The 25,514-nt window shown below is 27.1% G+C and carries 24 protein-coding genes and 4 tRNA genes; 26 read left to right on the forward strand and 2 right to left on the reverse strand.

The window, feature by feature from the left end:
• Positions 1-368 precede the first annotated feature (368 nt).
• From ACLGL0_RS06195 to ACLGL0_RS06230, 8 genes are all read left to right on the forward strand, one after another.
• Entirely contained in the window at positions 369-686 is a 318-nt protein-coding gene (locus ACLGL0_RS06195) for a transcriptional regulator (RefSeq protein ID WP_411014035.1), read from the forward strand.
• Positions 687-697: 11 nt separating this feature from the next.
• Positions 698-1,327 carry a dTMP kinase gene (tmk, locus tag ACLGL0_RS06200; RefSeq protein WP_314559074.1) on the forward strand — a complete coding sequence of 210 codons (630 nt, stop codon included), beginning with the start codon at positions 698-700 and terminating at the stop codon, positions 1,325-1,327.
• Positions 1,324-1,650 (forward strand): cyclic-di-AMP receptor, encoded by a 327-nt coding sequence (locus ACLGL0_RS06205; protein WP_314559076.1) that lies wholly within the window; start codon positions 1,324-1,326, stop codon positions 1,648-1,650. The genes tmk and ACLGL0_RS06205 overlap by 4 nt, the downstream gene beginning before the upstream one ends.
• A gap of 8 nt (positions 1,651-1,658) precedes the next feature.
• A complete protein-coding gene (locus ACLGL0_RS06210) occupies positions 1,659-1,931 on the forward strand; it encodes a cyclic-di-AMP receptor (protein ID WP_314559078.1) in 273 nt (90 codons plus the stop codon).
• Between the two features lie 3 nt (positions 1,932-1,934).
• Positions 1,935-2,741, forward strand: a complete 807-nt coding sequence (locus ACLGL0_RS06215; protein WP_411014036.1) for a hypothetical protein — start codon at positions 1,935-1,937, stop codon at positions 2,739-2,741.
• A 12-nt stretch (positions 2,742-2,753) separates the two neighbouring features.
• A complete protein-coding gene (locus ACLGL0_RS06220; RefSeq protein WP_233056389.1) occupies positions 2,754-2,882 on the forward strand; it encodes an LPXTG cell wall anchor domain-containing protein in 129 nt (42 codons plus the stop codon).
• Positions 2,883-3,142: 260 nt separating this feature from the next.
• Positions 3,143-3,652, forward strand: a complete 510-nt coding sequence (locus ACLGL0_RS06225) for a hypothetical protein (protein WP_411014037.1) — start codon at positions 3,143-3,145, stop codon at positions 3,650-3,652.
• A gap of 111 nt (positions 3,653-3,763) precedes the next feature.
• Entirely contained in the window at positions 3,764-4,033 is a 270-nt protein-coding gene (locus tag ACLGL0_RS06230; RefSeq protein ID WP_411014038.1) for a Veg family protein, read from the forward strand.
• 73 nt (positions 4,034-4,106) lie between these two features.
• Here ACLGL0_RS06230 and ACLGL0_RS06235 read toward each other — a convergent pair whose 3' ends face one another.
• Positions 4,107-4,670 (reverse strand): ECF transporter S component, encoded by a 564-nt coding sequence (locus ACLGL0_RS06235; RefSeq protein WP_233056386.1) that lies wholly within the window; start codon positions 4,668-4,670, stop codon positions 4,107-4,109.
• A 171-nt stretch (positions 4,671-4,841) separates the two neighbouring features.
• Between ACLGL0_RS06235 and ACLGL0_RS06240 the strand changes: the two genes are divergently transcribed.
• From ACLGL0_RS06240 to ACLGL0_RS06305, 14 genes are all read left to right on the forward strand, one after another.
• Positions 4,842-5,975: a THUMP domain-containing class I SAM-dependent RNA methyltransferase gene (locus tag ACLGL0_RS06240; RefSeq protein WP_313961931.1), complete on the forward strand. Its 1,134-nt coding sequence runs from the start codon at positions 4,842-4,844 to the stop codon at positions 5,973-5,975.
• A 12-nt stretch (positions 5,976-5,987) separates the two neighbouring features.
• Positions 5,988-7,103 (forward strand): SpoIIE family protein phosphatase, encoded by a 1,116-nt coding sequence (locus ACLGL0_RS06245; protein WP_411014039.1) that lies wholly within the window; start codon positions 5,988-5,990, stop codon positions 7,101-7,103.
• The gene (locus ACLGL0_RS06250) at positions 7,103-8,371 is read left to right on the forward strand and encodes a glucose-6-phosphate isomerase (protein ID WP_411014040.1); all 1,269 of its coding nucleotides are present in this window, start codon (positions 7,103-7,105) and stop codon (positions 8,369-8,371) included. Before ACLGL0_RS06245 ends, ACLGL0_RS06250 begins: the two co-directional genes overlap by 1 nt.
• A gap of 13 nt (positions 8,372-8,384) precedes the next feature.
• A complete protein-coding gene (locus ACLGL0_RS06255) occupies positions 8,385-8,957 on the forward strand; it encodes an AI-2E family transporter (RefSeq protein ID WP_411014041.1) in 573 nt (190 codons plus the stop codon).
• Complete coding sequence (locus tag ACLGL0_RS06260; RefSeq protein ID WP_411014042.1) at positions 8,947-10,176, forward strand: molybdopterin molybdotransferase MoeA; 1,230 nt, start codon at positions 8,947-8,949, stop codon at positions 10,174-10,176. The genes ACLGL0_RS06255 and ACLGL0_RS06260 overlap by 11 nt, the downstream gene beginning before the upstream one ends.
• The gene (gene mobB, locus ACLGL0_RS06265) at positions 10,166-10,660 is read left to right on the forward strand and encodes a molybdopterin-guanine dinucleotide biosynthesis protein B (RefSeq protein WP_411014043.1); all 495 of its coding nucleotides are present in this window, start codon (positions 10,166-10,168) and stop codon (positions 10,658-10,660) included. The genes ACLGL0_RS06260 and mobB overlap by 11 nt, the downstream gene beginning before the upstream one ends.
• Positions 10,661-10,804: 144 nt before the next feature.
• Positions 10,805-10,880, forward strand: a tRNA-Lys gene (locus ACLGL0_RS06270).
• A gap of 668 nt (positions 10,881-11,548) precedes the next feature.
• Positions 11,549-11,624, forward strand: a tRNA-Phe gene (locus tag ACLGL0_RS06275).
• A gap of 3 nt (positions 11,625-11,627) precedes the next feature.
• Positions 11,628-11,702: transfer RNA gene (locus ACLGL0_RS06280), tRNA-Gly, on the forward strand.
• A gap of 9 nt (positions 11,703-11,711) precedes the next feature.
• A tRNA-Cys gene (locus tag ACLGL0_RS06285) sits at positions 11,712-11,785 on the forward strand.
• A 71-nt stretch (positions 11,786-11,856) separates the two neighbouring features.
• Positions 11,857-13,332 carry a UDP-N-acetylmuramoyl-L-alanyl-D-glutamate--2,6-diaminopimelate ligase gene (locus tag ACLGL0_RS06290; RefSeq protein WP_411014044.1) on the forward strand — a complete coding sequence of 492 codons (1,476 nt, stop codon included), beginning with the start codon at positions 11,857-11,859 and terminating at the stop codon, positions 13,330-13,332.
• Between the two features lie 86 nt (positions 13,333-13,418).
• On the forward strand, positions 13,419-15,242 hold the full coding sequence (gene asnB / locus ACLGL0_RS06295; protein ID WP_411014045.1) for an asparagine synthase (glutamine-hydrolyzing): 1,824 nt from the start codon (positions 13,419-13,421) through the stop codon (positions 15,240-15,242).
• Between the two features lie 11 nt (positions 15,243-15,253).
• On the forward strand, positions 15,254-16,444 hold the full coding sequence (locus ACLGL0_RS06300) for a carboxylate--amine ligase (protein WP_411014046.1): 1,191 nt from the start codon (positions 15,254-15,256) through the stop codon (positions 16,442-16,444).
• Positions 16,444-17,124 carry an aspartate/glutamate racemase family protein gene (locus tag ACLGL0_RS06305; RefSeq protein WP_411014047.1) on the forward strand — a complete coding sequence of 227 codons (681 nt, stop codon included), beginning with the start codon at positions 16,444-16,446 and terminating at the stop codon, positions 17,122-17,124. Before ACLGL0_RS06300 ends, ACLGL0_RS06305 begins: the two co-directional genes overlap by 1 nt.
• 16 nt (positions 17,125-17,140) lie before the next feature.
• Here ACLGL0_RS06305 and ACLGL0_RS06310 read toward each other — a convergent pair whose 3' ends face one another.
• Positions 17,141-19,066, reverse strand: a complete 1,926-nt coding sequence (locus ACLGL0_RS06310; RefSeq protein WP_411014048.1) for an acyltransferase family protein — start codon at positions 19,064-19,066, stop codon at positions 17,141-17,143.
• A gap of 313 nt (positions 19,067-19,379) precedes the next feature.
• On the opposite strand from ACLGL0_RS06310, the gene ACLGL0_RS06315 reads away from it, so the two are divergent.
• The 4 genes from ACLGL0_RS06315 to ACLGL0_RS06330 all read left to right on the forward strand — a co-directional run bounded on the left by ACLGL0_RS06315 (position 19,380) and on the right by ACLGL0_RS06330 (position 25,458).
• Positions 19,380-19,826 carry a Dps family protein gene (locus ACLGL0_RS06315; RefSeq protein WP_411014049.1) on the forward strand — a complete coding sequence of 149 codons (447 nt, stop codon included), beginning with the start codon at positions 19,380-19,382 and terminating at the stop codon, positions 19,824-19,826.
• Between the two features lie 353 nt (positions 19,827-20,179).
• Positions 20,180-21,883, forward strand: coding sequence for a proline--tRNA ligase (locus tag ACLGL0_RS06320; RefSeq protein WP_411014050.1), 1,704 nt, complete (start codon positions 20,180-20,182; stop codon positions 21,881-21,883).
• Positions 21,884-22,007: 124 nt separating this feature from the next.
• Positions 22,008-23,798: an ABC transporter ATP-binding protein/permease gene (locus ACLGL0_RS06325; protein ID WP_411014051.1), complete on the forward strand. Its 1,791-nt coding sequence runs from the start codon at positions 22,008-22,010 to the stop codon at positions 23,796-23,798.
• Complete coding sequence (locus ACLGL0_RS06330) at positions 23,788-25,458, forward strand: ABC transporter ATP-binding protein (protein WP_411014052.1); 1,671 nt, start codon at positions 23,788-23,790, stop codon at positions 25,456-25,458. Before ACLGL0_RS06325 ends, ACLGL0_RS06330 begins: the two co-directional genes overlap by 11 nt.
• The last annotated feature ends 56 nt before the right edge of the window (positions 25,459-25,514 follow it).

The raw sequence follows: 25,514 nt of genomic DNA on the forward strand, positions 1-25,514 counted from the left end.
TACGAAGTAACAAGGTTCCCGGGCACCCACCCGATGTGAAGCATCGTGGAAGGGTGGGGTTTTTATTACGAAGTAACAAGGTTCCCGGGCACCCACCCGATGTGAAGCATCGTGGAAGGGTGGGGTTTTTATTACGAAGTAACAAGGTTCCCGGGCACCCACCCGATGTGAAGCATCGTGGAAGGGTGGGGTTCTTATTAATATAAATACAATTGGAAATAAAATAAAATTTTTAAAAAATAAGAGTTTTTAAATTATTTGTGTAATAAAAAATTAAAGTAAAAATATGATATGTCTTAATATTTATTTTTAATTGATAAAATCCTTATATTGTGATAAAATATTAATAAGAATAGGAGAGTGATACTTTGGAAAAATATGGAAAAATGTATTTAGAAAAATTAGAATCATTTGATTTTGCCAGTTTAAGTAAATTTTTTTTCAAAAATAGTATTGTATCTTATATTATTGGATTTTTAGTGATTTATGTTCTTTTTAAATTATTAAAATTTCCTTTTAGAATTTTAAAAAAGATTATTTTGAACTCTATAATAGGTTATGTGATTTTATATATTCTTGCAATTTTTAAAATTGTAATAGTTCCATTTACCTATTTAAGTTATTTCCTAGTAGGTAGCTGTGGAATATTAGGAATAATTTTATCGTATATATTTTATTCAATTTAAGGAGTTATAAAATGGGATTATTTATTACTTTTGAAGGTCCTGATGGATGTGGGAAAACTTCTATAATAAATTTAATTAAAGAATATTATAAGAATAATGAAAAAATAATATTTACTAGAGAACCAGGTGGAACAGAAATATCAGAAAAAATTAGAGAACTTATTCTATCTAATGATAATGATAAAATGTCACCAAGAACGGAAGCATTGCTTTATTCTGCGAGTAGAGCTCAACATATAGATGAACTTGTAAGACCTAATTTAGAAAAAGGAAATATTGTTATTTCCGATAGATTTGTTTTAAGTTCACTTGCTTATCAAGGTGGAGGCAGAGAACTTGGGGTTGAAAATGTTAAGAAAATAAATGAATTTGCAATTGATGGAGTTAATCCTGATTTAGTTATTTTCTTTTATGTAGATCCACTAACAACTTTAAAGAGAAAGTCTTTGAGTGAAAATGCAGATAGACTTGAACTTTCGGGAGATGATTTCCATAGTAGAGTTTATGATACTTATATGGAACTTCTTGATAAAATGAAAGATCAAAAAGGTTTAAGGAAAGTTGATGCTACTAAGAGTATGGAAGAAGTTTTTGAAACTGTAAAAAATATAATAGATGAAAAATTGGAGGAATTGCTATGAAGATGATAATTGCAATAGTTCAAGATCAAGACTTGAACCCACTACAAGAAGATTTAACTGAAAAAGGATTTAGAATGACAAATCTAGCTTCTACTGGTGGATTTTTAAGATCAGGAAACTCAACACTTTTAATAGGGGTTGAAGAAGAAAAACTAGAAGAATGTTTAAAGACAATTGAAGAAAATTGTAAATCTAGAGAAATTACTACATCTGTACTAAGCGTAACAATGCCAGGAGACGCTTATATTCCTTTCCCTATGGAAGTTTTAGTAGGCGGAGCTACTGTTTTTGTTCTTGATGTTGTTGATTTCGTAAGAATGTAGGTGATAATATGAAACTTATTTTAGCAATTATTCAAGATCACGTTGCTCAAGATGTTTTACATGAACTTTCTGAAAATAAAATTAGAGCTACAAAATTATCTTCTACTGGTGGTTTCTTCAAAAAAGGAAATACTACAATTTTAATTGGTATAGAAGATGAAAAAGTAGATAGAGTTAAGGAAATGATTTTAAATATTTCTAAGAATAAAGAAACAGTTGATGATATTACTGCCAATACTGTAATGTTCGTTCTAAATATGAATCAATTAGTAAGGATGTAATCTATGAATTATACTCTTTTCAAAGAAAAGATTAATGCTTTTGAATTTTCTCAAAATTATATTATTGAGGGAAATGAAAGTTTTTTAGATACTGTTTCTAAAGAGTTAACTTTAAAGGTTTTGAATCCAGATCAAGACTTTAAAATAACAAGAGAAATTGAGGAACAAACACATCCTGATTTATTGATAGTTGAAAGTGAAAGAAATAACATTTCAATTGAGTCAATTAGAAATATGATTAAATATGTTCAAAAAAGACCTTTGGAATCTAAATATAAATTGGTTATCATAAAAGGTGGACAATTTTTAAGGACTGAGGCTTCAAATGCTCTATTGAAAACTCTAGAGGAATCTTTTGATTATGTTATAATTTGTATTTTAGTTGATTCAAGACATAAACTATTATCAACAATAAAAAGTAGATGTATATTTGTTTCTGAAGCAAATTCTTTTGAAAGTTTTGATTATTCGGACTATGGAAAATTATTAGAAATTTTATCTTTAGCATTAAAAGGTGATTTTTTTGCTATTTATGATTCGAAAAATAAAGAGTATTTACTTGGTTTAAAAGAAGATAAAAATTTCATTCCATTGTTATATAATTTCTTTAAAGAATTTTATATATTTTTAGAAACAGGAAAAGAAATTACAGATAAAGAAATTTCAAAGATATTTAAGAATAATATTTCTTTTAATAAGGAAAAATTGTTAAAAATTTTAGATACAATTGATGTTGTAAGAGAAAACTTATATAATAATGTGAATTTTCAATTATCAATTGAAAAAATATTCATAACAATTTTAAGATAGATGGAGGTTTGTATGGAAAATTTTACTAATCTAATTCCATTGATGAATGTTGATAGTAGTAAAAATTTGTTTCTAATTGTAGGACTTTTGAGTCTAATAGCAATTATAGCTGTATTAGTTATAAAAAGAAAAAATAAATAAATTAAATTAGTAAAAGCACTATATTTGAAAAATATAGTGTTTTTTTGTTGATTAAAAAACTTCAAAGTTAAAAAATAATATGATATTATATTTAATAGTTGTTGACAAAATTAATTTTGAGTGATATTATGATAATGTAGATATAAAAGTGAAATAGCATATTATAATGGAGGTTGTTATGAATTATTTAAATCTTCAGAGGTATAAAAACGGAGACTAGTTAGAATGCAGGATTAAAGTCAATTGTATAATTTATTTAAATGGAGGTTATTTATGAAAAAATATTAATAACATGTACATTTATTTTGTCTATTGTTTTAGGTTATAATATAGTAATGGCAAGTGAATACTTTGAGCCAACTCATAAAAACACTAAATCTGGTAAAGAATATGGAACAAAAGAAGAATATAGAGTTAGAGAATTAGATAATGGTAAATTAGAAATTGAATTTCAAAAGGGAAAGTTTACTATTGTAGAAAAAGATGAAATTTCTACGATTATTGCTCTAGATAGTGAAGAAGAAACTGAGATAAACAATGAATTTGATGAAATATATAATGAATATAAAAATAGTGTAGTAACAAGGTATAAGACATTAAAAGAATATGGAGATTCATCATATTTTCCATATAGTAAATATTATGAAGAGTATGATGAGTATTTGGAAGCCTGGTATGGTGGCACTTTAATTTTAGATAATGTTGATTGTATAAATTCAAAAACCTATAGGGCTACTTATAAAGGAACAATGTATTTATTATCTAAGTAGCATATAAAATATAAAATGATAATTTTCTTATTTAAAAAAAGCACAGACATAGAAAGTCTGTGCTTTTTTAAATTTTGTAAAAACTACTTTATTTGACTTTAATTCTTTTTTATGTTAAAATATATAAAAGGCGGTGCTGTTATGGATACAAAAGAAAAATTAGTTAAAATTAAGAGAGTTTTGAGCAACAACATTGGAAAAAAAGTATTAATTACTATTAGACGTGGGAAAGAAGAGTACGTTGAAACTAAGGGAGTAATTAATGAAGTTTTTACATCATTTTTTACTGTTGAGATTGAAACGGAAGAACATAAAAAAAGAACTTGTTCATATTCATACTTTGATGTTTTGACATCACAAGTAAGTTTAAAAGCAAGCTAATTTAAATTTTTAGGACTTTGATTTTCAAAGTTCTTTTTTTATAAAAAACCTGAGTAATTACTCAGGTTTTAGTTTAAAATTTTAAAATTTTTTGTAGACTCTTGTAAATCATTGGAACCAATATTGAGCATACAATTATTTCAGGAATTCCATTTGAAATTGCAACTCCAAAAAGAAATTTTGCAGGATTTAATTTAAGTGCTTCATAGATTTGATTTGCACAGAAAATATATGCCATGGATAATACTCCGAATGTGTTTATCATTGTTCCTACCATACTTGCAATTATAACATTAAAAATACTTTTAGTATATCTTTTTACAAAATTAAATGTGTAATATGTTCCAAGTCCTATTAATGCTCTTGGTAGAACAGATACTAAAGGATTTATAAACATAAATGATAATGGACTTATTCCTGATAAATGTTGAAAAAATGAAAATAAACCAAAGATTAGACCAACAAAAAACGATACTGTTGGTTTTTCTATTAATGCGATTAATATTATTGGTATATGAACTGTAGTTATTCTAACAGGTCCTAATGGAATAAATCCTATTGGAGAAAGTGATAAAATAATTACAATTGCACTTAAAATACCGATTTTTGTAATAGATTTTGTTGAAATGTTTTTCATGAATTCCTCCTTTAATCTTATTTATTAAATTCTTGTTTATTATAACAAAAATAATAGAAAATTTCTATAAGTTTTAAATTTGTTTTGTGTTTTTTATGCAAATTTGATATAATTATATTTAATGGTGGATAAGTGTTTGTCATATAAGATTTTTATATAAATGGTGATATAATGAAAAAAATAACTTTGATTGCTACATGTGCTTTTGGACTTGAAGCTATTGTTAAGAGGGAAATTATCAAACTAGGTTTTGATGATATAAAAGTTTCTGACGGAAAAGTAGAATTTGTGGCAAATGTAAATGATATAGCAAAAGTTAATTTATGGGTTAGATGTGCAGAGAGAATTTTATTGAAATTGGATGAATTTAAGGTTCTAAGTTTTGAAGATTTATATCAAGGCATAAAGAAAATTAAATGGGAAGAATTAATTTCAGTAAATGATAAATTTCCAGTAAATGCAAATAGTGTAAAGTCAAAACTTTTTAGTTTATCAGATATACAAAAGATTACTAAAAGAGCAATTGTTGATAGACTTAAAGATATCTATGAAGTTGAGTGGTTTGATGAAACTTCTGATGCCTTATACTATATAGAGGTATCTGTTTTAAAAGATATTGCTACTGTTACAGTTGACACATCTGGAGAGGCTTTGCATAAAAGAGGATACAGAAAAAGAGCGGGAGATGCACCACTTAAAGAAACTTTGGCAAGTGCTATGATTAGTCTTTCTTTTTGGGATCCAAGCAGAGTGTTTTATGATCCATTTTGTGGAAGTGGAACACTTTGCATTGAAGCTTATATGATTGGTAGAAATATTGCACCAGGAATAATGAGAAATTTTGCTTTTGAAAATTGGAATTTATTGGATAAAGATGCTTTAAAAAATGAAAAAAATAGAGCAAGAGCATTAATTGATTATGATAGAGAATTAAAGATTTTAGGATCTGACATAGATAGACGCTCTATTTTAAGAGCAAGAGATAATGCTGATATTTTAGGTGTAGAAGATGAAATTTCATTCTTTATAAAAGATATGAGAGATGTTGATTTATATAATGAATACGGTGTTGTAGTTACAAATCCTCCTTATGGTGAACGTATGGGAGATGTTGAAGAAGTTGAAAGACTTTATAGAGATTTTGGTAAAAAGTTTAAAGAATTAGATACTTGGTCTGTATATTTAATTACAAGTATGGAAAATTTTGAAAGATTATATGGAAGGAAAGCAGATAGAAAGAGAAAGTTATTTAATGGGCGAATTAAAGTTGATTTCTATCAGTTCTATGGACCAAAACCAAAATAATGGGAGAACAGCATGTATAAGAATAACTTTGTAAATTTGGATTTTGAACTAGTGGATTTTATGGAAGATTTAGTTAGAGTTTATGATAAAACTGGACTAATTGTCTATACTAATACTAGTATGAAAAAATTTTTAGAAAATGAAGAAGGAAAATTTTGCTTTTTTTCAGATGATGATACACATAAAAACGATAAAAAGTATTCTTCTTTAAAGTGTGTTGCACCAATTGGACACAAGGAGCGTGTAGAAACTGAATTGTTATCAGTTGGCGAAAGAGATTTCTTAGTTAAGAGCAGTCCTATATTTGATGATAATAAAGAATATTGGGGTTGTATAGAAGTTTTTAGAGATATTACTGAGGGAAATAGACTTCAAAAAGATTTGCTTAAATATCAACAAATGATTGAAAATGATATGTTGACTGCTTCAGATATACAAAAGTCTCTGTTGTCAAAATTAAATCGTATTGATGGGCTAAATATAGAATATAAATATATATCATCAGATCAATTATCAGGAGATTTTTTTGATGTTATAGAATTGCCAAATGATAAAACTTGTGTATATATGGCAGATGTTATGGGACATGGTATTTCTGCTAGTATGATAACAATGTTTATAAAATTCTCAGTCAGAATGTTAATTCACGGAAGAAAAATAGAACATCCTAGAGAAATTTTAATGGCATTATCTAAAGAGTTTTCAAAATTGAATTTAGAAATGTATTTTACAATATTTTTAGGTATATATAATAGGGCAACTTGCGAATTTGAATATTCAAATGCTGGACATAATTCTATTCCATTAATATTCTGCAAAGAAAAGAATGTTCGCTTAGAATTAAGTGGTTTGCCTATTTCTTGGTTATTCCAAGATAGTAGATATTCTGTTGGTAAAGTTAAATTATGTCATGGAGATTGTATATTATTTTACACAGATGGTATAACTGAAACTAAAAATAAAAATAGAGAAGAATATGGAGAAGAAAGATTTTTTAATGTAGTAGAAAAATATAAAAATTCACTTTCTGATAAAGAACTTTTGGACAAACTAGTTGAGGATGTTTCAGAATTTAGATGTGGAGTTCAAGAAGATGATATTGCATTATTAAGTATGAGGGTTTTATAGTGAAATATAATAATTTTGAGTTAGATTTTTCAGAAGATTTATGTTTTAGTGAATATAAAGAGGATGCTTTTAAAGCATTGGACTTCATTTTAAATAAAAATGGTTTAGGAAATAAATTTTTAGGTTGGGTAACTCAACCAGAAGTTTATGATAGAGAAGAATATGATAGAATGAAACAACTTTCAGAAAAAGTAAAAAAATCAGAAGTTCTTGTCGTTATAGGTGTCGGTGGTAGTTTTCTTGGATCTAAAGCTGTAATAAAAGCATTAAAACCATATTTTAAACAAGAAGGTTTAGAAATAGTATTTGCCGGAAATAACCTAAGTGGAGATTATTTAAGCGAGTTAGTTGAATATATAAAAGATAAAGATTTTTACATAAATGTAATATCGAAATCTGGAAGTACTTTTGAAACAGCGGTTGCATTTAGAGTTTTAAAGAATTTTTGTGAAGAAAAATATGGAAAAGATGCAACAAGTAGAATTATTATTACCACAGATGCAGAAAGTGGATTATTAAAAAAATTAAGTGATAAAGTCGGATACGAAACTTTTTTTGTTCCTGATGATATTGGTGGAAGATTTTCAGTTTTAACAGCGGTAGGATTATTTCCTATTATGTGTGCTGGAATTGATACTGATGCAATTTTACTTGGAGCAAATGATGGTTTGGAGGAATATTCGAAGAAAAGTTTAGATAATATTTCTCTTAAATATGCAATAATTAGAAATGCAATGTTTAAAGATGAGAATAAAGAAATAGAGTATTTAGTTGCTCATGAATTTAAATTATCATATCTTCAAGAATGGTGGAAACAATTATTTGCAGAAAGTGAAGGAAAAAATGGCAAAGGCCTTTATGTAGAAAGTGCTATTTTTACAAGAGATTTACATTCTTTTGGACAAATGATTCAAGATGGAAATAAAATCACTTTTGAAACAATAATTGAAGTTGAAGATTTAAAAAATGATATTATTATTCCTTATATTGATGAAGATTTTGACAATTTGAATTATTTAGCAAAGAAATCTTTAAATGATATAAATAGGGTTGCAGTTACTGCGACTAGAAAGGCACATACAGATGGAAATGTACCAACTGTAAGGATTAAAATTCCAAAACTAGATGCTTACAATATTGGTAAATTAATTTATTTCTTTGAAATGTCTTGTGCTATTTCTGCATATATGTTAGAGGTTAATCCTTTTGATCAACCTGGAGTAGATAATTATAAAAAAAATATGTATCAATTATTAGAGAAAATGTAAAGGAGGAATAAACATGTATCTAAATTATATAAAAGCTTTGTTAAAAAAAGGTAAAAAGACTTTTAATGATTATTTACAAGTTCAAGGTATACTTGTTTTATTAGCATTGCTTACATCAATAGTTGCTGTTTATCTTATGAATTATTCTGGTAGATTTAAAGCTGCTTTAATAATGGGTGTTTTGGAAATTGTTCCAGTAATTGGAAATGGTCTGTATTTATCATATCAAATCCTAATTAATTTAGTTAGAAAAGAGACAGTTATTGCTGCTAATTTAGCAACATTATATTTAACAATACTAAGTGTTAGATTAGTTTTGGAACCTATTTTATTAGGTAGAAAAGTTAATATGAAAATTGCTATAATAATAGTTTTAGCTCTTATATCTAAATTAATTGGTGGAAATAGTGGACTTGCCATTATGACTATAATTATATTTATTTTAAATACTTTAATGAGTATCAATGATATCATTTCTTTTGACCAAAAAAGAAAAATGAGAGAAAGAAAAGAAAAAAGACTTAGAGAAAGAGAACTTAGAAAAAAATATGATTATGAAAATTTAGGAGATGGTTATGATAATTAATAATTTTTCACCTATTGATTTAAAGGTTGCAAGAGAACTTACAGAAGAAATTGTTGTTGATGAACAATTTGAAAAAGTATATTTTAATGATGCTCTAAAAAAAGTTATAGCTGAAGATGTTATATCAAGAGTTAATATACCAAACTTTGATAAGTCTCCTTTAGATGGTTATGCTTTTAGAGAAGAAGACGTTGTTAATGCAAGTAAAGCCAATCCTGTTGTGTTAGAAGTAATTGATGTAATTATGGCAGGAGATGTTTCTGAAAAATCTATATCTAATGGACAAGCTGTCAGAATTATGACTGGAGCAAAAGTTCCTACTGGAGCTAATTGTATAGTAAGATATGAAGATACAGAATTTACTGAAAAAGAAGTTAAAATTTTTGCACCAATTGGGAAAAATAAAAATATTATCAGAACTGGTGAAGACGTTAGAAAAGGCGATGTAATCATAAAAAGAGGAACATTGATTACACCTGCAGAAGTTGGAGTTTTAGCTAGTTTAGGGATTCCTTTTGTTAATGTATATAAATCTCCAGTTGTAAGTGTTTTTGCAACTGGAAGTGAATTACTTGATGTAACAGATGAAATGGAAGATGGTAAAATTAGAAACAGTAATAGCTATACTATTGAACAACTTGCAAAAATGTATGATGCAGAAGTTATTCAATATGGCAAAGTTGATGATAACTTAGATACATTAGTTGACATGTATAAAAAGGCATTAAGAAACAGTGATATAGTTATTTCAACTGGTGGTATTTCTGTTGGAGATAGCGATTTTGTATTAACTGCATTAGATAAGGTAGGAGTAAAAACTATTTTCTCTAGAGTTATGGCAAAACCAGGTGGACATGTTTTCTTTGGAGAATACGAAGGAAAATATGTGTTCGCATTATCTGGAAATCCTGCGGCATCTTTTATGAATTTTTATCTTTATGTAAGACCTTTGATTTTAAAGCTACAAAATAAGAATGTTCATATGCTTAAAGTTCAAAGCGAATTACTTAATAGATTTAATAATAAGGGGAAAGTTAGTAGAATTTTAAGAGCAAACACATACTATAAAGATGGTAAATTCTATACTGAAATAGAAGAAAGGCAAGCATCAGGTGTTCTTTCTACAATGGTTTCTAAAAATTCTATAGTAGTAATGCCAAGTCAAACTGAATATTCTAATGGTGATATAGTAGAAGTGGAGTTTCTATATGAAAAATAGAGCAATTTCTATAGTTGGAGAATGTTCTAATGTTGGGAAGACAACGTTGATTAAACATCTTTTAGAAATTTTTTCTAAAGAGGGATTGAAAGTTGGAGTTGTAAAACATCATCATAAAGAATTTGATTTTGATAGAGAGGGAAAAGATAGTTTTATTTTTTCTAAATCTGGAGCAAGTTGTGTAAAAATGGTGAGCCCAAATAGAGTTATTACTATTGAAAATTTAAATTATGAAAAATCATTGCATGATGTATTAGAAACAATGACAGATTATGATTTTGTTTTAGTTGAGGGTTATAAATGGGAGAACCTCGATAGAATCGAAGTTTATAGAACTGGATATTCAACAAAAATAATTTCCGATAAAGATAAATTAATAGCTATTGTTTCAGATTTAAAACATGATTTGGATGCAGATCAATTCAATCCAGATGAATATGATAAAATTGCAAATAAAATAAAAAAATATTTTAAAATTAATTGAGATGAATAGCATCTCAATTTTTTTATAAAAATTATATTTTTTATTGTTAAAATCTTTACTATAACTTGATTTCATAACAAAAAAGTATATTAAAGTACTTGACAAATTAAATTAAATGTTTTATACTATTTAGGTACTGAATGCGCACCTTTAGCTCAGCTGGTAGAGCACCTGACTCTTAATCAGGGTGTCCAGGGTTCGAGCCCCTGAAGGTGCACCAATAATTTTTTATAATCCAAGATAGTGAAAAGTCGGTATAAGGAAGTGGCAAAAACAACGAAGTTGTTTTTAGGCAATGACTTAGTTTAGTGCGAAGCACGAGAGAATGAGCTATCGAAAGAATGAACTAAAAGAAATTGTAAAAATTACTAAAAATTTGAAAAATTTGAATATTATATGCCCAGATAGTGAGAGTCGGTATAAGAGAGTGGCAAAAACAACGAAGTTGTTTTTAGGCAATATCTTAGTTTAGTGCGAAGCACGAGAGAATGAGCTATCGAAAAAATTAACTAAAAGAAATTGTAAAAATTACTAAAAATTTGAAAAATTTGAATATTATATGCCCAGATAGTGAGAGTCGGTATAAGAGAGTGGCAAAAACAACGAAGTTGTTTTTAGGCAATATCTTAGTTTAGTGCGAAGCACGAGAGAATGAGCTATCGAAAGAATGAACTAAAAGAAATTGTAAAAATTACTAAAAATTTGAAAAAAATTGAGTATTATATGCCCAGATAGTGAGAGTCGGTATAAGAGAGTGGCAAAAACGACGAAGTTGTTTTTAGGCAATATCTTAGTTTAGTGCGAAGCACGAGAGAATGAGCTATCGAAAAAATTAACTAAAAGAAATTGTAAAAATTACTAAAAATTTGAAAAATTTGATTATTATATGCCCAGATAGCTCAGTCGGTAGAGCAGAGGACTGAAAATCCTCGTGTCGGTGGTTCGATTCCGCCTCTGGGCACCATATGCGGGAGTGGCTCAGTGGTAGAGCATCGCCTTGCCAAGGCGAGGGTCGCGAGTTCGAATCTCGTCTTCCGCTCCATTTCAATTTGGCGACATAGCCAAGTGGTAAGGCAGAGGTCTGCAACACCTTCATCTCCAGTTCAAATCTGGATGTCGCCTCCAAGGTCTCTTATGAGACCTTTTTTATTTATATAGAAGTATTTTTAAATATAGAATTAAAATAGGAGATAGATATGTTAGCTAGTGAATTATTATCATATATAAAGTTAAAAAAAATTTGTGGAAATATTGAAGATGTAAATATTGATTATATTTCACAAGATAATAGAAATATAAAAGAAAATACAGCTTTTATTTGCATTGAAGGAAACACAGTAGATGGTCATTCATTTGTTGAGAGTGCTAGGGCAAATGGAGCAAAACTATTTATTGCATCAAAGGATATTTCAGATAAATGTGGGGATATTCCTGTTGTTTATGTAAAAGATACATTAAAAGTTATGGGTCTTCTAGCTAATATTTTGTATAAATGTCCAAGTGAAAAATTATTTATGGTTGGCATAACAGGTACTAATGGCAAAACTACTACTAGTTATTTAATAAATCATATTTTTGAAACTTGTAATTTTAAGACTGGTTTAATAGGAACAATTCATCATAAAATTGGAAGCAGAGTAATTCCAACAAAGAATACAACTCCAATTTCAGTTGATTTACAAGGATTATTAAATGAAATGGTAACTGAAAAATGTGATTGTTGTGTTATGGAAGTTTCATCTCATGCTTTGGCATTAAGTAGAGTTTTAGGATGTGATTTTGATTGTGCTATTTTCACAAATTTATCTCATGAGCATTTAGAGTTGCATAAAACCATGGAAAATTATGCAAATACAAAGGAGCTTTTATTTACACAATTAGGTCATAATTTAAAAAATGGCAAGTTAAAAACAGCTATTTTAAATATTGATGAAGAATATGCAAAAATATATTCAGAACATATTCCAACTGAAATAATAACTTATGGAATAAAAGATAGTTCAGCTGATTTTTATGCAGATAATATCTCTTTCGATGATTGGAAAATGAGATTTGATTTACATGTTTTAGAAAAAGTATATAAAGTTGAAACTAATTTAGTTGGAGTATTTAATGTTTATAATGTATTAGCTGCAATATGTGCGGCATTTACAAAAGGAATATCAATTTCGGACTCAATTGAGGCTTTAAAAAGTTTTTCTGGTGTAAGTGGAAGAATGGAAATTGTTAATTCAGATAGAGATTATAAAATAATAATAGATTTTGCTCATACTCCAGATGGGCTTATAAATGTTCTTGAAACTTTAAATAAAGTTTCACATAATAGAATAATTACATTGATAGGTCATAGTGGTGGGAATAGAGATTCTAGTATGAGACCTGACCTTGGAAGAATTGCTTTAGAAAATTCTGACGAGGTCGTATTCACAGCTGATAATCCAAGACATGAAACGATTAGCAAGATTGTAAGTGAATTAGTATCTGAGTGTGACAAGAAAAATTATACTATCGTAGAGGACAGAAAAGAAGCGATTGAATATGCTTTTGAAATCGCAAGAGAAAATGATATTGTTTTACTTGCGGGAAAAGGTGCAGAGCCTTATCAAGTTATAGGGGATGAATATATTCCATATAGCGAAATTGAAACAGTTAAAGAGATTTTAAATAAATAGAAATAAATTTTAGTATATGATATAATTAAATTAGATTGTTTAGTATATTATAGATTAATTCTTTTAAGAATATTTAAGGAGAAGTTATGTGCGGATTTGTTGGATTTTACAGTAAAGATGTAAGAGATGAAAATGTAATAAAAGAGATGAATAATCAAATTATTCATCGTGGTCCAGATAGTGATGGTTATTATTTTGATAATGGAATAAATTTTGGTTTTAGAAGACTAAGTATAATTGATTTACATGAAGGATCTCAACCAATATTAAATGAGAATAATGATATTGCTATAATTTTTAATGGTGAAATATATAATTATCAAGAAATAAAAGATGATCTACTAGAAAAAGGATATAAATTTAAAACAAATACTGATACAGAAGTTATATTGCATGGATATGAAGAATATGGTGAAGAAGGTATTTTAGCAAAATTAAGAGGAATGTTTGCTTTTACTATTTGGGATAGTAAAAAACAAAGACTTTTTGGAGCAAGAGATCATTTTGGAATTAAACCATATTACTATTCATTAATTGATGGAGATTTTGTTTTTGGTTCAGAAATTAAATCATTTTTAAAATATCCAAAATTTAAAAAAGAAGTTAATGAAAAAGCACTTAAACATTATTTAGTGTTTCAATACAATCCTTTAGAAGAATCCTTTTTTAAAGGAGTTAAGAAGCTAAGACCAGGTCATTATTATATTTTTGAAAATGGTAAATTAGAAATAAAGAGCTATTATAATTTAACTCTTGATTATAAAGAAATGACTTTTGATGAGGCTGTTAGTAAGATAGAAAATGAAGTTGAAGAATCAGTAAAGTACCACAAAATTAGTGATGTTGAAGTAGGTTCTTTCTTATCAGGTGGTGTTGACTCAAGTTATGTTGTTGCAACAGCAATGCCTAATAAGACTTTTTCTGTAGGTTTTGACAACAAGGGATTCAATGAGACAGTATATGCAAAAGAGCTTTCAGATAGACTTGGTATTGAAAACTTTTCTAAGATAATTACTCCGGATGAATTTTTTGATGGAATAAATAAAGTACAATATTTTTCAGATGAACCACATGCGAATCTTTCTTCTGTAGCTTTGTATTTCTTATCAAAATTAGCATCTGAACAAGTAAAGGTAGTTTTATCTGGAGAAGGTGCTGATGAATTGTTTGCTGGATATAATGAGTATGCAGAGGCTCTTCCACAAAGAATTTACAAAAAATTACCATTCTGTTTAAGAAATAAATTATATAAAAAATTAAAAGATAAAAGACATTTTAGTGGTAAGACAATTGTAATGAAATATGGTCAAAAAGTTGAAGATAGATATATTGGACCTGCTGAAATTATGTCTGATGAACAAGCAAATTTAATTTTAAAAGAAAAATATAGAAATTCTGAAACTTCAAGAGATTTAACTAAGAAATACTATGATGAAGTTAAAGATATGGATGACGTTTCAAAAAGATTATATCTTGATATGAAAATGTGGATAGTTGATGATATCTTACTAAAAGCAGATAAGATGACTATGGCAAATTCTATTGAGCTTAGAGTTCCACTTTTAGATAAAAAAATGTGGGAACTTGCAAGAACAATACCAGTAAGACATAAAGCTCATAACGAAATAACAAAATATGCTTTTAGAAAAGCAGCTTTAAATAAATTGCCAGACGATTGGGCAAAGAGAAGAAAATTAGGTTTTGTTGTTCCTTTTGTTTTATGGATTAAAGAAGAAAAATATTATAATATTGTTAAAGAAACTTTTAATAAAGATTTTGTTAGTGAATTTTTTGATGTTGAAAAAATTAACACAATTTTAGAAGATCACTATAATAATAAAAGAAATAATGGACGTAAGATTTATACTATTTACACATTCTTAAAATGGTATGAACAATATTTTAATTAAGAGGTAAAAAGATGAACAAAGCGGTTGTTTTAGGTTGTAATTACTATATAGGACTTAGTATAATTAGATGTCTAGGTCGTGAAGGAGTTCATGTTGTAGCTTGTGATTACGACTTTGAAAACTCTTATGGAGCAAAGTCAAAATATATATCTGAATTTTTAAAAATAGAAAATTTGAATAATTTTGGTGAAGAGGCTTTTCAAGGCTTAATAGAGTACGGAAAGAAACAAGATGAAAAACCTGTTTTACTTCCGACACATGATAAATATGTTGAATTTATTGATGAATATTATGATGAGTTAGAAAAATATTATTTGATTAGTCAAGCTAAAGGACTTAATACAAGATTATTAGATAAATGGACTCTACATGATATTGCAAAAGAAAATGGAGTAAAAATTCCGACTACTATAAGTGCAAATGATGAAAATTTAGTTGAAAGAGTAAATAATGAAGTGGGTTTTCCATGCATAATTAAACCTTTTGATACTGTAAAATTTACAAAAGTATTTAGAAATAAAGTTTTTATTTGTAAAAATATTGAAGAAATGGAAGCTGGAATAAAGAAAGCAAACGATAATGATATTGAAATTTTTGTTCAAGAAATTGTTCCGGGATTTGATGATTGTATGTTAACTTATGACTATTATATTGATAGAAGTGGTAAAACTACTCATTATATGACTGCTCAAAAACAAAGACAGTGGCCAATTAATTTCGGAGCTTCAGTTTTTACAATTCAAAAATATAATCAACAATTAGTAGATATTTCAAAGCCATTCCTAGAAAATATCGGATATAGAGGTTTTGGAGAAATAGAATTTAAAAAACATGAAAAAACAGGAGAAATTTATTTAATAGAGATAAATGCAAGAACTACTAATTTCAACAACTTAATATATAAAGTTGGAATTAATATGCCATATATTGCGTATCTTGATGTAACTGGTCAATTAAAAGAAAGTGATTGTAAATATATTGATTACGATACAAACTTAGCTTTTATTTATGGCTTTGAAGATATGGTTGCAATTTGGCGTTATGCGAGAACTAAACAAGTAAGTATTTTAAAATCTTTAAAGATTTCATTTTCCAGAAAGTGGGCTCCTGCAATTTTTGCAATTAATGATTTAAAACCATGGTTTTTCTTTAATAAAATTCTATTAGGAAAAGTTTTTAGAAAGATATTTAGGAGGAAATAGTGTATAAATTAGGAGTTATTGGGGGTATGGGACCTTTAGCAACTGTTAAATTTTACGATAAAGTTGTTTTAAATACAGATGCACATAATGACAATGAACATATTGATTTAGTTGTATTAAATCACTCAACTATGCCAGATAGAACAAGATGTATTATTGAGAAAAAGGATTTAGAGTTTTTAAGTGTAATAAAAAAAGACTTAGAAATTCTTGATAATATTGGTGTAGATGTAGTTGCTATTCCTTGTAATACAAGTCATTATTTTTATGATGAATTTAGTAAATATACTAATTTAAAAATTATAAATATGATTGAAGAAACAATTCTTGAAATAGAGAGAAGAGGAGTAAAACAAGTTGCCGTTTTTGGAACTATTGGAACTCTTAATTCAAAAGTTTATGATAAATATGCACAAAAATATGGAATAGAAGTTAAAGAATTATCCACTGCGGATAAAAATTCTGTTATGGATATTATTTATAATATTAAAGAAACAAATAACTTAGAAAATAAAGAATTTATTGAAATTCTTAATAAGTATTGTGACAAAGATACTATTGGAATAATTGCTTGTACAGAACTTAGTCTTTTAGATATTTGTAAAAGCATAAATACAATTGATGCTTTGGATGTTCTTGTAAATAAAAGTATTGAACTTAGCGGTGCGAAAATAAAATAATAATATAAAAAGGAGCTTAATGCTCCTTTTTTAAATATTTACTTAATTCAGTTTTTAATAAATTAGTATATTCTTTTGAACCTTGTCCATTTGGATGTGTAGCATCTTTATAGAAAAGTTCTTTTTTATCTTTAGCAAATGAGTACCAATCTATAACTTCTACATTTTCCATTTCATCAGAAAGTTCTTTTAAAGTTGTATTAACTTGTTCTTCCCAAGGATCTGGCACCACACAGTTTATTAAAAATATTTTTCTATTTCCTAAAGATTCAAGATCTGCCTTGAATTTTTCTTTATTTATTTTGTAATTACTTCCTAAATGAATTACAACAATATCTTTTATATTGTTAGTTTCTTTTAAATGATCTAAAACTTTTGGCAAATCCCATGCTTGACGACTAACTTTTGCATCTACTATTGCATTTTTAAATTCACTTTTAATTGCATCTGAAGCTGATAACATTATACTATCTCCAATAAAAGTAATTTCAGTTGTAGATAAATCAATATTGTTCTCAGGTTTTATAGTAGGTTCATTTTTAGTAATTTTTTTATTCAATTCTTCTTTGTTTGGAATTTCTTGATTATTATTTTCAATATTTTGAGCGTTATTTTTTTGAATATTTTCAAGCTTTGTTTTTAGTTCTTCAATATCATCAGTTTTTTGTGAAATTGATAGAATTGATGTTGCAAAAATAATAAATACTGCTAAAATTCCAATTGCTGAAAATAGATTTCTATTTTTTATATCTTCACTACATTTTTTATTTATATAGATTAAATAATTTTCTTTACCTTCAAATAATCTATAACTAATTTCTGCAAAAATAATTGAAAATAAAAGTTCTAATAAAACAAGGTATATAATTGAAATTTTACTCCATTTTAAGTAATCACCTATAAATATTGTAATTGGATATTGCCATAGGTATAAACTATAACTTCTTTTTCCGATTTCTATAAATGGTGTAAAACAAAAGAATTTATTAATTATATTATCTTTTAAAAGTAATAAGATAAGTAAAATTCCTATTAAAATTGAGTAAAAATACATTCCGAATTTATATACTATATCCATCTTTGCATCCATAGTTACTGAAAGATATAATATTCCTAAAAATAGTATAATGGAGATAATACCTACACATATACTTTTTGTTTTTGAAAGTTGAATTTCTTGCACTTTATTTCTTGGAAATAAAAAAGCAAAGAAGCATCCTATTAAAAAGCTAAAAGCTCTTGTGTCAATTCCATAGTATATTCTTGATACATCAGTATTTTGAGAATATAACATAAACATTGTAGTTGCTGACGCTAATGATAGTATCAATGTAATAATCGCAAGGCTTTTTCTTCTTAACTTAAATGTTCTATATAGTAGAGAAATTAAAATAGGCCATATTAAATAGAATTGTACCTCAAGTCCCAAAGACCAAAGATGTGTAAATGGATTTGGATTTCCATGCGCATCAAAATATGATAGTCCATGAAGTATTTGGTAAATATTATTTATTCCAAAGATTGAGCTAAATAAATTTCCAACATAGTCATTTAACATATCATTAAAGAATAATAATACGAATAAACTTACTATGCTAAGCATTGGTAGAAGTGGAGTATAAAGTTTTACAACTCTTTTTTTCCAAAACTTAATAATATCCAGATACATATGCTTATCCATTTCTCGTAAAAAGTTATCAGTTACTAAATAACCACTTAATACTAGAAAAATTACAACACCTAAGTATCCTCCAGGTACTATATGAGGAATAATATGATATAGCATAACAAGAATGACGGCTATTGCACGAAGTCCATCAAAACTCTTTATATGAAATTTTTCTTTATTTTTATCTTCTCTTTTTTTAAAAAAATCAGATTTTTTTATTTGTTTTAATTCATTTAGATTTATTTTATTTAAATTTAATTTAAAGCTTTTCATTTGTGTGTCCTTATAAAATTGTTCATTAGAGATTATAACAGAAAAAAAAATAAAAGCAATTACAAAAATGTTACAATTTAGGCGTTTGTAGGTATTTTTCTAATGGTAAAATTTGTCAAATTCCATTTTACAATTGAAATAATAACAATTTTTTAAAATAATAACCAATTAAATGTTTTTAGATGCTATTTTATATAAAATATCTCCACAAATGAATAAAAAAATTTTTTTTAAAATTTTTAAAAAAAACTTTATTTTTTTAATTTTTGGGTATATAATAGTTGTAATTAATAAAAAATTAGGAGGGTTAAAAATGAAAGATTTTAAAAGTTTAAATGTTTATTTATCAAACATCGCAGTTATGACTACTAAGTTACATAACTTACACTGGAACGTAGAAGGAAGAAACTTCTATCAAACTCATATTTTCACAGAAGGTTTATATGAAAAATTCTTTGATTGGTATGATGAAGTTGCTGAAGCAATTAAAAAGAAAGGTGGATTCCCATTTGCATCATTAAAAGATTATGTTGCTAATGCTACAATTGCTGAATTAGATTCTAAAAAAGTTATAGTTGACGAAGTAAACGAAATTGTTATGAATGACTTAGTTGCTATTAAAGAAGAAGCTACAAAGATTAGAGAAGAAGCTGATAATGATGGAGATTTCATAATTGTTTCAATGTTAGAAGACCATATTGGAGAATTAGAAAAGAATATTTGGTTCTTAAGAGCTTCTAAACCTTGCTGCAATAAATAAGAATAAATAAATTTGGGTTGAGTTTTTACTCAACCTTTTTTTTGTAAATTTAGAAATTTACTATTTTAAGGTTGACTTTTTTTGCTAAATTTAATATAATTTATTCATTAGATATTTAGTGATGATAAGAAATAGTAAATTATTTTTGTATATGTAGAGAGAAGTTGTTTGGTGAAAAACTTTTATGCAGATAATTGAACCTATCTTTGAACTTGTATTAAAATTACAGGGTTGTGCCTTATAGCTTTCAAGTATAAATTAGAGTGGTACCACGGCTTTCGTCTCTTGGAGATGATTGCCGTTTTTTTTATATCATCACAATTACAAATTTGTTATTTTGGAGGAATTATATTATGAAAATGAAAAGATATTACATGCCTACACTAAGAGAAGATCCTCAAGAGGCAGAAATAATAAGTCATAAATTGCTTTTAAGAGCTGGAATGATTAGAAAGAGTGCAGCAGGAATTTACTCTTATCTACCTCTTGGCTATAGAGCAATTAGAAAAGTTGAAAATATAGTAAGAGAAGAAATGGATAGAATGGGTGGATATGAAATTTTAATGTCTGCACTTCAACCTAAAGAAATATGGGAAGAATCAGGAAGATGGCAAACTTTTGGCCCGGAAATGTTTAAAGTTTCTGATAGAAATGAAAGAGAATTCTGTCTTGGACCTACTGCCGAAGAATATTTTACAACTTTGATTAGTGGAGAAATTAAAAGTTATAAACAATTACCTTTAAATATTTATCAAATTCAAACAAAATATCGTGATGAAAAAAGACCTCGTTTTGGAATCAATAGAGCAAGAGAATTTTCAATGAAGGATGCATATACTTTCGATGTAAGTCCTGAAATGATGATGGAATCTTATAAGGAAATGTGGAAGGCATATGAAAAAGTATTTAATAGATTAGGTCTTAATTATAAAATTGTTGCTGGTGATGCAGGAGCAATGGGTGGAAATAGCTCTCATGAATTTATTGCACTTTCAGAAGTTGGTGAAGGAGTTATCTGTTACTGTGACGAAAGTGGATATGCAGCAACAGACGAAAAAGCAGAAGTTATTTACAAAGTTGACGAAAGTGGAGAAGAAAAAGAACTTGAATTAGTTCATACTCCAAATTGTAAAACTATTGAAGAAGTAGCAGGATTTTTAAAACAAGAGATTTCAAAATGTGTTAAGGCAATTGATTTAGTAGTTTCAGGAGAACCTGTAATTGCTTTTATTCCAGGAGATAGAGAATTAAATCTAACTAAACTTTGTGCTTATCTTGGAGCGCCAGAACATGAAGTTGAAATGATGGATGATGAAACAATTTTAAAAATTGGAACATTTGCAGGTTACACAGGACCTGTTGATTTAAAGGTAAGAAAAATTTTAGATAAGAGAGTAACTCTTATGAAAAATACAGTAGTAGGTGGAAATAAAGAAGATCATCACTATATAAATTGCAATTTTGGAAGAGATTTTGATGGAGAAATTGTAGAAGATTTACTTATGGTACAAGAAGGAGATGTTTGTCCAATAAGTGGTCATCCATTAAAATTTGCAAGAGGAATAGAAGTTGGAAATATCTTCCAATTAGGAACAAAATATTCAAAAGCATTAAATGCTACTTTCTTAGATGAAAATGGAGTTAGTCAATATTTTTGGATGGGAAGCCATGGAATAGGGATTACAAGAAGTATTACTGCAATTATAGAACAAAATAATGATGAAAAAGGAATTATTTGGCCTATTCAAGTTGCACCTTATCATGTAATAGTTACTGTTGTAAATGTGAATGATGAAGATCAAATGACTCTTGGAGAAAAAATTCATGATGAATTAGAAGCGCAAGGTGTTGAAGTAATGCTTGATGATAGAAAAGAGAGAATAGGAGTTAAATTTAATGATAGAGATTTAATTGGAATTCCTCTAAGAATTACAGTTGGTAAAAAAGCTAACGAAAATGTAATTGAATTTTCAACAAGAAGAGAAATGGAAAATGTTGAAATGTCATCTGAAGAAGCAATAAATAAAGTTGTAGAAGAAGTTAGAAAGATAAAATAGATAAAAATACCACATTTATGTGGTATTTTTATCTATTTATAATTGAGATTGATTATATTTTTAATTATTATCATTGTGGGGTATTATAAAAAACATAAGTATAATTAATGATGAGGAGTTTTTTATGGATAGTGATTTCAGCACAAAAATTCAGAAACAAAAAATAAGTCGTGAAAGACGAAAAGAATTAAAAAATAGATTAAAAAAAGAACTTGGAGATAGAATGAGATTTGTTTATATTGCATCATTCTTATCTTGGATTCAATTTTTGATGAGAATAATTTCTTTTGGAGTTATTGCAAAAGGATTTTCAAATTTATATAACAATACAGAATTTAGCCTTTTTACATATGTAATTATTGTAATAGGATTAAATATTTTCGGTTTTGCAATTTCAATTTTTGCAAAGAAATATCAAGGTGTAGCATCTCAATTTGCTAGAGATAATTTAAAAGTTAAATTTTTTGATGCTTTTTCTAAAAGTGAGGAAGAAGCGTTTAAAGGTTATTCAACTGCTGATATACTTACAATTGCATCTCAAGGGATCGATAGTTTAGATACCTTTTACAGTAATTATCTAACAACTACTTTAAGAACATATTTTAACTGTGCAACAATTTTATTAATTGTAGTCTATATCTATCCATTAGGAGGTTTGGTTTTCTTAGTAAGCATACCTTTTATTCCAGTTTCAATAGTCTTAATCCAAAAACGTTCTGCAAAAATAATGCAACATTATTGGTCAACATATATGGATGTAAGTAATTTATTTATGGATGATTTAAAAGGGTTAAATACTCTTTATTCTTATTGCGCTGATGGAATTTATGAGAAAAATTTCAATGAAAGTGCTGAAAAATTTAGGCTTTCAACTATGGAACTGTTAAAATTCCAACTTCAATCTGTTGGTTATATGGACGGAGTTATGTATTTAGGAATAGCAATATCAGGATTTTTAGCTGTAAGTTCAATTTCAAATGGTGGAATGTCAATTTTTAACTTTATATTCTTTATACTAATTGCTACTGAATTTTTCACTCCTATTAGAGAATTAGGATATTGTATGCATTTGCTTATGATGAATACAAAAATGGCTGATAGAATTTTTACTTTCTTAGATGGCGTTAAAGTTGATAATATAAATGGTGATTCTAACATTGAATTGAAAAGCATTGATAATATAGAATTTAAAAATGTTTCATTTGCTTATGATGATAGATATATTTTAAAAGATCTTGATGTTATTATTTCAAAGGGCAGTTTATTTGCAATTGCCGGAGAAAGTGGACTTGGAAAGAGTACATTTGCAAAGATATTATTTAAAAATCTTGAAAATTATTCTGGAGAGATTTTACTTGATGGAAAGTCATTAAGAGATTTTTCAAAAGCAGATATAAATTCATTAGGCTTTTATGTTTCTCCTGATTCTTATGTTTTTAATGAAAGTATTATGGATAATTTAAAAAAAGCAACAAAAATGTCTGAAAAAGAAATTTTAGATTGGATTGAAGAAAAAAATATCTTAAAATTCGTACAAACATTACCTGATGGTTTTAATACAATTATTGGAGAAAATGGAAGATTAATTTCTCCTGGTCAAAGACAACAAATTATCTGTGTTAGAAGTTTACTTGCAAATAGAAAAATTTACATTTTTGATGAAATGACTTCAAGTGTCGATACTGAAAATGAAATTGCAATTTTAGAATTAATTAAGATGATTTCTAAAAATTCTATTGTTATGTTTATTTCTCATAAGATGAAACAAGTTAACAAAGCTGACTTTGTTCTATTTATGGGACAAGAAAAAAAATGGGACTTTGGAAAACCTAATGATTTATACAATTCAAACTTTGAATATAAATTATTATTAGATAAACAAAATGAAATGGAGGAAATTTTAAATGAAAGATAGTATAAAACTAGTTACTAGACTAATTAATTTTATGAAAAATTTACTTCCTGTAATTTTGTTGGCTGTATTTTTTGCAGTTTTTGGATTTCTAATTACAGTATATATTCCTGCGAAAATAATTTCTTTAGGATTTGATGTTTTGAACGGAGGGAAGTTAAAGATATTTTCCTTAATAATTTTAGTTGTTCTTGCAGTTTCAAGAGGACTATTCAGATATGGAGAACATTATTTTGGTCATTACGTTGCATTTAAAGTTTTAGCTGATTTTAGAAGAGAAATTTTTGCGAAACTTAGAAGACTTGTTCCTTCAAAATTAGATTCTCAAGACAGTGGAGCTCTATTAAAACTTATAGGAGAAGATGTTGAAGCTCTAGAAGTTTTCTTTGCTCATACATTAGCTCCAATTACAACAGGACTTATTGTTTCAATAGTGCTTATTTTGTACTATTTACATTATAGCTTACAATTAAGTTTAATTGCACTAACTGTATACTTTATACTTGCAGTTATAATTCCTAATGTATTTTCAAGTAAATTAAAACCACATCTTGAAATTCAACAACAATATAGAAAATCATATACTTCATATTTCTTGGAAAGTTTAAAAGGTATGAAAGATTTACTTCAACTTGGAGTTGAAAAAGAAAGATTTAAAAATTTAGAAAAAGAAAGTAAAATTGTTAATAGAAAAGAAAGAAATGTTGCAAAATTAAACTTTTTACAATTTTCATTTAGCTTTTTAACAATTGGTCTCGGCGTTTTCGCTTTTGCATTTGTTGATTTTGTTCTTGTTAAAAAAGAATTGATTAGCATTAAAGATGCAGTAATTACCCTAGTTGTTTTCAGTTCATCTTTTGCTCCTTTCTTAGAGCTTAGTAGACTTCCGTTGGGTTTAGGACGTGCTTTACAAGCTGCAAGACAAACTTTTAGTCTATTAGATGAAAAGGAAGCAGTTGGAAATGAAGGTAGTAAAGAAGTTGAAAAGATTGATGAAATAAAGTTTGAAAATGTTGACTTTTCATATCCAAATAGAGATAAGCTAATTTTTGAAAATTTAGATTTAAAATTTGAAGACAAGAAAATTGTTGGTCTTGTTGGTGAAAGCGGCTCTGGAAAGAGTACATTGATGAAAATAGTAATGAAATGGTATGTTGCAAAATCTGGTAAAATATCTTTAAATAATGATGATATTTTGAATATTGATAGTAGAAAACTACAAGAAAAAATTGCATATATACCACAATTTCCACAAATTTTTTCACAAACAATTAGAGAAAATTTAACTCTTGGAAATAAAAATATTACTGATGATGAAATTTTATATATCGCAGAAAAATGTAGATTAAAAGATAAGATTTTATCAACTGAAAATGGACTTGATACTAAGATAAATTCCGAAAGAGTAATTTTTTCAAGTGGGGAAATGCAAAGACTTGAACTTATGAGAGCATTATTGAAAAAAGCAGATGTTTATATTTTTGATGAGCCAACAAGTAATTTAGACACTTTAAATGAATCAATAATTTTAAATTTAATTAAGGAAAATTGTAAGGGAATGGTATTTTTGATTTCTCATAGAATGAGCACAGTATCATTTGCAGATGTTATTTACAAAGTAGAAAATGGGAAGTGTTTAAAATATAGTATTACAACTCTTTAATTATATCATATTTTGAAATAAATTATCAGTCTTTTTTAAAAATATATATTATGATA

It is taken from the genome of Parvimonas pharyngis (assembly GCF_046569675.1).
Classification (GTDB): domain Bacteria; phylum Bacillota; class Clostridia; order Tissierellales; family Peptoniphilaceae; genus Parvimonas.

What these genes read in the sequence shown, in the direction of transcription:
- tmk (WP_314559074.1), top strand. Translation starts at nt 698, where the DNA reads ATGGGATTATTTATTACTTTTGAAGGTCCTGATGGATGTGGGAAAACT.
- ACLGL0_RS06205 (WP_314559076.1), top strand. Translation starts at nt 1,324, where the DNA reads ATGAAGATGATAATTGCAATAGTTCAAGATCAAGACTTGAACCCACTA.
- ACLGL0_RS06210 (WP_314559078.1), top strand. Translation starts at nt 1,659, where the DNA reads ATGAAACTTATTTTAGCAATTATTCAAGATCACGTTGCTCAAGATGTT.
- ACLGL0_RS06215 (WP_411014036.1), top strand. Translation starts at nt 1,935, where the DNA reads ATGAATTATACTCTTTTCAAAGAAAAGATTAATGCTTTTGAATTTTCT.
- ACLGL0_RS06220 (WP_233056389.1), top strand. Translation starts at nt 2,754, where the DNA reads ATGGAAAATTTTACTAATCTAATTCCATTGATGAATGTTGATAGTAGT.
- ACLGL0_RS06225 (WP_411014037.1), top strand. Translation starts at nt 3,143, where the DNA reads ATGGAGGTTATTTATGAAAAAATATTAATAACATGTACATTTATTTTG.
- ACLGL0_RS06230 (WP_411014038.1), top strand. Translation starts at nt 3,764, where the DNA reads ATGTTAAAATATATAAAAGGCGGTGCTGTTATGGATACAAAAGAAAAA.
- ACLGL0_RS06235 (WP_233056386.1), bottom strand. Translation starts at nt 4,670, where the DNA reads ATGAAAAACATTTCAACAAAATCTATTACAAAAATCGGTATTTTAAGT.
- ACLGL0_RS06240 (WP_313961931.1), top strand. Translation starts at nt 4,842, where the DNA reads ATGAAAAAAATAACTTTGATTGCTACATGTGCTTTTGGACTTGAAGCT.
- ACLGL0_RS06245 (WP_411014039.1), top strand. Translation starts at nt 5,988, where the DNA reads ATGTATAAGAATAACTTTGTAAATTTGGATTTTGAACTAGTGGATTTT.
- ACLGL0_RS06255 (WP_411014041.1), top strand. Translation starts at nt 8,385, where the DNA reads ATGTATCTAAATTATATAAAAGCTTTGTTAAAAAAAGGTAAAAAGACT.
- ACLGL0_RS06260 (WP_411014042.1), top strand. Translation starts at nt 8,947, where the DNA reads ATGATAATTAATAATTTTTCACCTATTGATTTAAAGGTTGCAAGAGAA.
- mobB (WP_411014043.1), top strand. Translation starts at nt 10,166, where the DNA reads ATGAAAAATAGAGCAATTTCTATAGTTGGAGAATGTTCTAATGTTGGG.
- ACLGL0_RS06290 (WP_411014044.1), top strand. Translation starts at nt 11,857, where the DNA reads ATGTTAGCTAGTGAATTATTATCATATATAAAGTTAAAAAAAATTTGT.
- asnB (WP_411014045.1), top strand. Translation starts at nt 13,419, where the DNA reads ATGTGCGGATTTGTTGGATTTTACAGTAAAGATGTAAGAGATGAAAAT.
- ACLGL0_RS06300 (WP_411014046.1), top strand. Translation starts at nt 15,254, where the DNA reads ATGAACAAAGCGGTTGTTTTAGGTTGTAATTACTATATAGGACTTAGT.
- ACLGL0_RS06310 (WP_411014048.1), bottom strand. Translation starts at nt 19,066, where the DNA reads ATGAAAAGCTTTAAATTAAATTTAAATAAAATAAATCTAAATGAATTA.
- ACLGL0_RS06315 (WP_411014049.1), top strand. Translation starts at nt 19,380, where the DNA reads ATGAAAGATTTTAAAAGTTTAAATGTTTATTTATCAAACATCGCAGTT.
- ACLGL0_RS06320 (WP_411014050.1), top strand. Translation starts at nt 20,180, where the DNA reads ATGAAAATGAAAAGATATTACATGCCTACACTAAGAGAAGATCCTCAA.
- ACLGL0_RS06325 (WP_411014051.1), top strand. Translation starts at nt 22,008, where the DNA reads ATGGATAGTGATTTCAGCACAAAAATTCAGAAACAAAAAATAAGTCGT.
- ACLGL0_RS06330 (WP_411014052.1), top strand. Translation starts at nt 23,788, where the DNA reads ATGAAAGATAGTATAAAACTAGTTACTAGACTAATTAATTTTATGAAA.